This window comes from Spirosoma utsteinense, assembly GCF_014282275.1.
In the GTDB taxonomy this organism is placed as follows: Bacteria; Bacteroidota; Bacteroidia; order Cytophagales; family Spirosomataceae; genus Spirosoma; species Spirosoma utsteinense.
The window spans coordinates 193,185-201,310 of the sequence record NZ_VFIA01000009.1 but is presented as its reverse complement, the minus strand read 5'-3'; the positions used below and the strand labels follow the sequence as shown (position 1 = coordinate 201,310).

Annotated in this window: 6 protein-coding genes; 2 read left to right on the top strand and 4 right to left on the bottom strand. The window is 56.1% G+C overall.

Annotated features, from left to right (window positions below; all coding sequences use genetic code 11):
- Nucleotides 1-286 precede the first annotated feature (286 nt).
- On the top strand, nt 287-1,339 hold the full coding sequence (locus FH603_RS09570) for an endonuclease/exonuclease/phosphatase family protein (RefSeq protein WP_186737262.1): 1,053 nt from the start codon (nt 287-289) through the stop codon (nt 1,337-1,339).
- A gap of 20 nt (nt 1,340-1,359) precedes the next feature.
- Here the strand turns inward: FH603_RS09570 and FH603_RS09565 are convergent, their stop codons facing one another.
- Nucleotides 1,360-2,829: a gluconokinase gene (locus FH603_RS09565; RefSeq protein ID WP_186737261.1), complete on the bottom strand. Its 1,470-nt coding sequence runs from the start codon at nt 2,827-2,829 to the stop codon at nt 1,360-1,362.
- 145 nt (nt 2,830-2,974) lie between these two features.
- On the opposite strand from FH603_RS09565, the gene FH603_RS09560 reads away from it, so the two are divergent.
- A complete protein-coding gene (locus FH603_RS09560) occupies nt 2,975-4,552 on the top strand; it encodes an FG-GAP repeat domain-containing protein (protein ID WP_186737260.1) in 1,578 nt (525 codons plus the stop codon).
- Between the two features lie 15 nt (nt 4,553-4,567).
- Here the strand turns inward: FH603_RS09560 and FH603_RS09555 are convergent, their stop codons facing one another.
- The 3 genes from FH603_RS09555 to FH603_RS09545 form a co-directional block, all read right to left on the bottom strand.
- The gene (locus FH603_RS09555) at nt 4,568-5,548 is read right to left on the bottom strand and encodes a type I phosphomannose isomerase catalytic subunit (RefSeq protein ID WP_186737259.1); all 981 of its coding nucleotides are present in this window, start codon (nt 5,546-5,548) and stop codon (nt 4,568-4,570) included.
- Between the two features lie 168 nt (nt 5,549-5,716).
- Complete coding sequence (locus tag FH603_RS09550; protein ID WP_186737258.1) at nt 5,717-7,087, bottom strand: alpha-L-fucosidase; 1,371 nt, start codon at nt 7,085-7,087, stop codon at nt 5,717-5,719.
- A gap of 45 nt (nt 7,088-7,132) precedes the next feature.
- Nucleotides 7,133-7,993, bottom strand: a complete 861-nt coding sequence (locus FH603_RS09545) for a sugar phosphate isomerase/epimerase family protein (RefSeq protein WP_186737277.1) — start codon at nt 7,991-7,993, stop codon at nt 7,133-7,135.
- Between the last annotated feature and the right edge of the window lie 133 nt (nt 7,994-8,126).

Here is an 8,126-nt window from a genome sequence, read left to right as displayed (position 1 = left end):
ATCAAGTGTTGTCTGATCGGCTTCTGACAAGACGAATGGAGTAGCGATTTGGCCCATACTACAAAGCTACTCTATTTTACTTCAACTATTAATTTGGAAGAGCACTAGCCCAACCCGATCATACCAGATGGATTTTCACAACAGTCTGCTGCATACAGCCAATAGATTGAAATCCGGATCAGGTCTGTCGTTGTTTCCCGACTAAGTTGTTTATTTACGAAAAGCACATCGGCTACCTATTCTAACCGCTTTGCCGGTCTGTACTCCTCTTTCAACGCACTTGTTTATGCTCGGTACCCCTTCTTCGCCTGTGGCTACTTCGCGCTGGCAGCGGTTTCGTCAGCGCCCACAGTCGGTTAGCCACTGGCTCAATGGGTTGGCCATCGGACTTTTCCTGGCCTGGCTGGCGGGAAGACTGCTGGGTCGTTTTTACTTCTTCGAGTTATTTACCCACTTCCAGACGCAGTACTTCGGTTTGGCAACCATACTAGTACTAGCCAATGTGCTTAGCTTGCTGGTACTGGGAAAGAAAAGCCTGGCCGGCTTCACGGTCATTCCGTTTTTGGTCTTTTTGGGGGTGAAAGGTTTCGAATACCCCATATGGGTGGCGGGTGATTATGACCCTGATGAATTGCCCCTGGCCGCCGACGTCCGGATTTTTCATGCCAATGTATTGTATAGCCGCACCGACTATGCCCCTACCCTGTCGCTGATCCACCAACAGCGGCCAGACATCTATGTTTTGCAGGAAATGACGCCCGCCAGCATTAGGCTCGTCACCAGAGAGCTGAGTCGGGAGTATCCCTACTGGTTTGCCTGCTGGTCGAAAGGGCCGTGCTGGGTGCTGGCCGGGAGCCGAAACCCGATTCGGGTCGATCAGCCGTTGGCAAGAACCCAGCGGATCATTGCGGGGACGACGCAGGTACGGGGACGAACGATAGGCCTGGTCACCGTTCACCCGCGTACGCCCCTGCTGCCGTCCTGGTTTCAGGAACGCAATGCCCAACTGACCAATGCGGCTCAGCGAACCCGATCGCAGGCGTTGCCAACGGTGCTGGTTGGCGACTTCAACATCAGCGTCTTCTCCCCGCTTTACAAAACTATTTTCAGACCCGTTGAGCGGACCTCCGAACGTCCACCCGTTGAAAAACCAGGGAATTTACGGCCCGCCCGGCGTTCGCTGACCCAACCGACATGGCCGCGCTTTTTTCCGCCGATGATGATTCCTATCGACCATGTCTTCACGAACGCCGGGTTCCGGCCTTTTTTATTCCACACCCTGCCCCACCCCGGCTCCGACCACCGGGCTGTTGTTGCTGACCTGAGTTTCAGTCGCTGAGCCTGCCAGGCTCAACGTATTTAGTACAACCGTGCCGATCCAGCCTGCCACTTTTTAAAGACATCGATATAGGTACGGTGCCGCAACGGGTCAGGCTTGAACGTCTCGCCAAACGCCACGCGTTCGGCTGCTTCGTCGAGTGAGGCAACCAGGCCAACGGCTTTCATCGTGAGTAGTACCGCCCCCATTGAACCGCTTTCGTTGCTGGCGTTGAGCCGAACAGGAATGCCAGCCATATCAGCCAGCATCTGCACCCAGAAGGTAGACTGCGCAAAACCGCCATTCGCGTGGATCACCCGGGCAGGCCCCGTATGCGCCACCAGCAGTTGATTGATACTAAGCAGATTGAAAAGCACGCCCTCGAGCGCTGCCCGCGCGAAATGGGCCTGCGTATGCTGCCAGTCTACATTCAGGTAAGCACCCCGCACGCTGGCATCCCAAAGCGGAGCGCGTTCGCCCTGGAGATAGGGCATGAACAGCAGCCCGTCGCAACCGGCCGGTACTGATTCTGCTTCGGTCAAAACTGCTTCCGTATCAAGCCGCGTCAGTTTTTCTGTCACCCATTCCAGTACGTTACCGCCGTTATTGGTTGGCCCGCCCACCACATAATGGTCTTCGTCCAGTATGTAGCAGAACAAACGCCCCTGCTCATCGCGGAGGGGCTCACGAACCGTTTGGCGGATGGCTCCGCTGGTTCCGATGGTAAGGGTGGCGGTACCCGCTTTGATGGCACCAGCACCGAGATTGGCCAAACACCCGTCCGAGGCCCCGATCACCAGCGACACCTCGGCCGACAGGCCCGTTTTGGCCGTTTCCGGCGAGAGCTTGTGTAACCGCTGATGCGTTGTTGGAACCAGCGTAGACAATTGTTGAGGCCGGACACCCGCATACTGTATCGCCTGCTCACTCCACTGCCTGTTAGCCGCATCGAATAAGCCCGTAGCGGTTGCAATGGAGTAATCGACCTCGAATGCACCAGTCAGTTTAGTCCACAGGAACTCTTTGATCGACCCGAAGCGAGCGGCCCGACGGAGCAGACGCGGGTCGTGTTCGCGGAGCCACGCCAGTTTACACAGCGGAATCATGGGGTGGATGGGTGTACCGGTTTGGGCATGAATGGCTTTGCCCAGCTCGGCCAGATCGGTACGGAGCGCGGTAGCTTGGGCTTCCGCCCGATTATCGGACCAGAGTATGACGTGACTAAGGGGGGCACCGGCAGCATCCATAGCCAGCAGGCTGTGCATGGCCGTGCTGAAGGCAACATGGGTGATGGTATGACCACTGGCAGCGACTTCCTCACTGACCTCGGCCATGACCTGCACGAAAGCCGACCAGATCTCGGCCGGATCCTGCTCAGCATACCCTGGCTCGGGATTGAGCGTCGTAACCGGAGCCGACGCATGAGCAATAATCTGACTGAGGTCATCCGGAAGCAGAGCAAGGGCTTTGACATTGGTTGTACCGACGTCGACCCCAACGAAACAGGTCATAGGCTGAAAATAAGTATGGGACGCAAAACAACACTTTTTTGAGTAGACTACCCGGCAGCAAGCGCAGGGCTAATGCCTTTTCGGTAACGAACACAGGTACTTTTTAAACGCTTTTTTGGGGTTATCTTTGTCAAAAGAGCCAAGTATGTATTTCCCCCGCCTGACGGTTATTGTCTTTCTTTTCATACACCTGCTGACGGCCTGTCGGTCTACCTCTTCCCAGGAAACGCCCACAACACCCACCACGCCTGCCCTCACCCAACTCAGCGGTCGACAGCTTAGCCAGCAATATTGCGGAAGCTGCCACCTGTATCCGGCCCCGTCACTGCTTGATAAAAAAAGCTGGCAGCAGGGCGTGTTGCCGCAGATGGCCCTGCGGATGGGGCTGTCGGATAAGCGGATGAGTACCCTGACCGATTTCAACGACACCAACGAACTGACGCGGGTGCTGGCCGCAAACGCCCTACCCGAAACCCCCATGCTCCACCCTGGAGACTGGCAGAAAATCGTTGCCTTTTACACCACCGAAGCACCCGACAAGCCGGTTCCGCAACCCGCTCATGATGCCCTGCAAGCCAGTCTGCCCCTGTTTCAGGCACAGTCGTCTACACAGGCCCTGTACGGATTCGTGACGTTGCTGACGTATGATTCACTGACCCACCGCACCTGGGCAGGCGACGGGCGCGGTCAGGTTTATGCGCTTGACCGAAATCTGCACCGGGTCGATTCGTTGCAGTTGGGAAGCCCCGCCACCGACCGGCGCACGAATCCCGATGGAAGTGCTGACTGGCTCACGATTGGCATCCTGAATCCAAATGATCAGCAGAAAGGGATGTGGTCGCATGCCGCGAAGAACAGCCCCGCCATAACACCACAACTACGGGGGCTGGAACGGCCCGTGCAGGTAACCACGGGCGATCTGAACCGCGATGGACGCGAAGATGCCGTCGTCTGCCAGTTCGGGCACTATACCGGCAAACTAACCTGGCACGAGCGCCTGCCCCAAACCAGTCCCGCCGGCGACAACTACCGGGAACATATCCTCGACGCCGTATCCGGAGCCCGGCTGTCGATCGTCCGCGATGTCGACAACGACGGCTGGCCCGACGTGGTGGCGTTGCTAACCCAGGGCGACGAGCAGGTAGCGGTTTATCATAACCTCCGCAACGGATCATTCCGGAAAGAGACCGTACTGCGCTTCCCGTCTGTTTATGGCTCCAGCTACCTCGAACTCATCGACATGAACCAGGATGGCGCGCCCGACCTCGTTTACGCCAATGGCGACAACGCCGATTACTCGCCTATCCTGAAAGGGTATCATGGGGTGCGTATTTTCCTGAACGACGGTCATTTCAAGTTCCGGCAGGCCTGGTTTTACCCCATGCACGGAGCTACGCAAACCGTTGTCCGGGATTTCGATCAGGACGGTGATCTGGACATAGCCGCCATTGCTCACTTCCCCGACTTTTCGCAACAGCCCTATGCGGGCTTCGTTTACCTGGAGAACAGGGGCAAACTCGCGTTCACACCCCGCACCTTCGCCACCGCTAACCGGGGCCGGTGGTTACGAATGACCGCTGGCGATATCGATCAGGATGGCGACGAGGATATTCTGCTGGGTTCTTTTTTCCGCCCCACCACCTTCGACCATGCCGACCTGATGAACTACTGGCGGAAACCCGGAGCCGGCATTATGTTGCTGAAGAACAAACTGAAGCAGTAGCGTCTGGTGAGCCCACTAGGGCACATAGGTTTCCAGCACCGTCATGTCGCCATCTGGCACGAGCGTTACGTTCGTTACCGAAGCCGGAATCAGCGCACACTCCCCCATTTTCAGCGAAACGCTGTAGCCACCCGGCGCGTTGACGGTAAGCCCGCCCGATACGCAGATCAGGACTACGAACGAATCGAGGTGGGTGTAATCGTGCTCCACTTCCTGATTGAAAGTCAACACGTTGGTTACGAAGTAATCGCTTTTTACCGCGTTGACTCCCTCATTGATCTTACGCTCGTACTGCGTCTTGTAGTCGTCGTAATGGTGGTAGTCGATAGCATCTACCGCCAGGTCGGTATGAAGTTCCCGCTTCTGGCCCGTCGTCGCATCAACCCGGTCGAAGTCGTAAATGCGGTAGGTGGTGTCGGATGTCTGCTGGATCTCGGCCAGTAGCAGCCCTTTCCCGATATAATGCACCCGGCCAGCGGGCAGGAAAAACACATCGCCGGGCGAAGCAGGCTCAATATTCAGGATATCCTGAATAGTATTGTCGGCCACGGCTTTAACATATTCTTCTTTCGTCACCTCGCGGTTGAAACCAGCGTTGAGCTTCGCGTCTTCGTCGGCCTGCATGATGTACCACATCTCGGTTTTCCCGTAGCCAACACCCCGCTCTTTGGCGAGTTCGTCGTTCGGGTGAACCTGAATGGACAGGTCGTCGTTGGCGTCGATGAATTTGATGAGCAACGGAAACCGGTCGCCGTACTGTTCGTAGACATGTTCGCCAACCAGCGCACCTTTGTACTGTGCGAGCAGGTCCCGAAGCGATTTTCCCTTCAGACTGCCTTCTTCCACCACCGACACGTTGCCTTCAACGTCAGACACTTCCCAGGTTTCACCGCAGTTGGGCAGGGGGCTGAAATCTTTACCGAGGACGGTGTTGATCTTCTGACCACCCCAGATTTTGTCTTTAAAAATGGGCTCGAACGTAAGCGGGTACAACATGAATATGGATTCGATTAAGCGTTTTGATTACTTCGTTGACAGCGAATGCCGGATGAATCCGTCAGACTCGGTCTATGAACAACAGCACACGGATCAAATTGTCACTAATTTCTTTTTAGCCCATCTACTCTGGCGGCAAAATGCTGCGCTGGCGGGAGCCGTCAGCGGTTATTTTTCTTCACCTGCCGACGCTTTGTATACGCCCACTTCAGCCAACTGAACCGGTCCGCTCGCGTTGGTAACCATGAGCCGGATGAGCGACGAACGAACGGCCGGAAACCGCAGCAGTCGTTTGTGGCCCACGGTTGTGAACGTTTGAATCGACTGCCACTCGGTACCGTTCCAGTACTCGACCCGACCGCTGGCAATCCGCTGTCCGTTGGCAATGTTTTCCTGAATCAGTATTCGGTCGAACGTCTGCTCTCCGTTCAGGTCGATGGTCAACGGCTGGGTAGCCGAGAGGGGGAGAAACGTGGTCAGTTGCTTGTCGGTCAGCTTCGGATTTTTTGCCACCAGATTTGTTTTGAACGTCTCGTTCAGCACCCGACGGAAAGCAGCCAGACTGGCTACGTCCGAATCGGCCAGCAGGCCGTCGCGATTGGGCGGCACGTTCAGCAACAGGAGACTGTTGCGCCCAACCGACTGATAATACAGGTTGACAAGATCCTGCGCCGACCGCACCTTGCTATCTTCGGCGGAGTGGTAGAACCAGCCTGGCCGGATAGACACATCCGTTTCGGCCGGCACCCATTGTTTACCCGTCGGATCGCCCCGGTTCAGGTATTTAGGGTCGGCCTTGCCGGGGGCAAGTCCTTCCGTATTGATCGTCGACCAGCACGTCTCACCAGCGTTTCCCGCTTCGTTACCCACCCAGCGCACGTCTGGTCCGGCATCGGAGAACAGAACCGCCTGCGGCTGCAACTGCCGCACCAGCGCCCAGTAGCCCGCAAAGTCATAGGTCATATCCTTTGCGTTTTCGCCCTTCGCCCCGTCGAACCATACTTCCGAGATGGGGCCGTAGTTCGTCAGCAACTCGCGCAGCTGGGCTTTGTAATAGTCGTTGTAAGCAGCCGTTCCGTAGCGGGCTTCGTGCCGGTCCCAGGGCGAAAGGTACACGCCGAACTTAAGGCCGTATTCGCGGCAGGCATCGGCCACTTCGCGCACCACATCCCCTTTGCCATTCTTCCAGGGGCTGTTTTTTACCGAATGCTCGGTCAGCTTCGACGGCCACAGGCAAAATCCATCGTGGTGCTTGGCCGTGATAATAGCCATCTTGAAACCAGCATCGCGCAGCGCCCGTATCCACTGGCGGGCATCGAGTTTTGTTGGGTTGAAAATAGCCGGACTTTCGGTACCATCACCCCATTCCTTGTCGGTATACGTGTTGACCGTAAAATGCAGGAAAGCGGTGGTTTCGAGTTGCTGCCAGGCCAGTTGGCGGGGCGTAGGACGCGCTAGGCTGGTAGGGTTAGACTGCGCCTGGGCAAACGAGCCCATTAATAACGCAAACAGCAGCGGTGCTGCGCGACGGATTTGCATTGGATACCGGTTAATTGGCTACTTGAATGGCGGTTGACGGCTCAACTACTTGACACTCTTCAGATACGCCATACTCTGGGGCACCTGCGTGGCAAACGATGAGCTTTCGTCCTCGATATAGTAATGTTTGATACCAGCTTTTTTGGCGGCCTTCAGCACGGCGGGCATATTGATCTGGCCGGTACCGAGCGCCACGTCATTTTCGACCGACGTGCCCCCCGACAAATCGCCCGGTATACCTTTCCGGAGGTCTTTGAGGTGCATCAGCTTGAAGCGGTTGCCGTACTTGGTCAGCAGTTCTTCGGGTTTCTGGCCCGGGAAGGCCGCCCAGAGCAGATCCAGTTCGAAGCTTACGTACTTGGGATCGGTGTTCTGGACGATGTAGTCGAAGAGGGTACCGTTTTCGTATTTAACAAACTCATAGCCATGGTTGTGATAGCAGAACGTAAGGCCAAATTCATCCTTGAGCTGCTTGCCGATGCGGTTGAAATTGGTAACGGCGGCTTTGGCATCCTCCAGGGTGAAGGGTGGTTTCTTGAGAATCCAGGCCAGCATGATATACTCTGCCCCCATGATCTTGGCGTTTTTTCCTATTTCCCGCAGCTTCTCCGGGTCCTGCAGTGCATCGTAACTGCCACCAAACGATGAGCAGCGCATCCCGCGGTCGTCGAGCAGTTTCCGGGATTCGGCAGCTGTTTTGCCCGCAAAGACACCACATTCCAGGTCCGTGATTCCCAATGCTTTGATGCTGTCGAGCGACGCTTCTACATTGGTCTTCATGCCCCGGCGGTAGGTGTAGGTCTGCATACCGGGTGTTTGAGGGAAGAGCGACTGGGCGTACGAAAGCTCGCCGTTGAATACGCTGAGCAGCAGCCCAACGATGGCTGCTTTACCCGAATAGTTCATGATGTTCATGCCTGTTTTTTGCGTTATCGGTTGCGCTGACAACGATTTATTGCCGCCCGCACCTCCCCTGTAAAGGTCAGGCCAAATTTGTTTTACTGCAAGCCGATCGAAGAAAACAGCTAGTAGCCCGAAC